Annotated in this window: 1 pseudogene; it reads right to left on the reverse strand. The window is 71.1% G+C overall.

The window, feature by feature from the left end:
- Positions 1-374: pseudogene (locus SB751_RS28520) on the reverse strand (C4-dicarboxylate ABC transporter substrate-binding protein); the annotation flags it as partial.

The following is a 374-nucleotide window of genomic DNA, read 5'->3' on the forward strand; positions in this document are numbered from 1 at the left end:
TCAGCGGCACCAGCACGACGAGCATCCGGTCGACCAGACTCGCGACCCAGAACGGCAGCCGCCGGTACAGGAAGGTCTTGCCCGACTTGTAGTAGCGCGCCGCGTCGTCCGACAGCGGGAAGCCGCGCGTGACCGCGGACGGGAATTCGCCCGCGTGCTGCAGGATCGTCGCGTGGCCGTGCACCTCGCGCGCGGCCTCGATCAGCAGGTCGGACAGCGCGGGGTGCAGCGTGTCGCGCGCGACCAGCTCGATCGTCGGCGCGACGGTGTGGATGTCGGCGGGCGGCAGGTTGCGGCCGAGATCGTAGACGCCCATCGGCAGCGTGATCGCGGTCAGGTACGGAAAGCGCCGCGCGTACGCCTCGGCCTGCGTG

The organism is Cupriavidus sp. SIMBA_020 (assembly GCF_046535395.1).
Classification (GTDB): Bacteria; Pseudomonadota; Gammaproteobacteria; order Burkholderiales; family Burkholderiaceae; genus Cupriavidus; species Cupriavidus campinensis.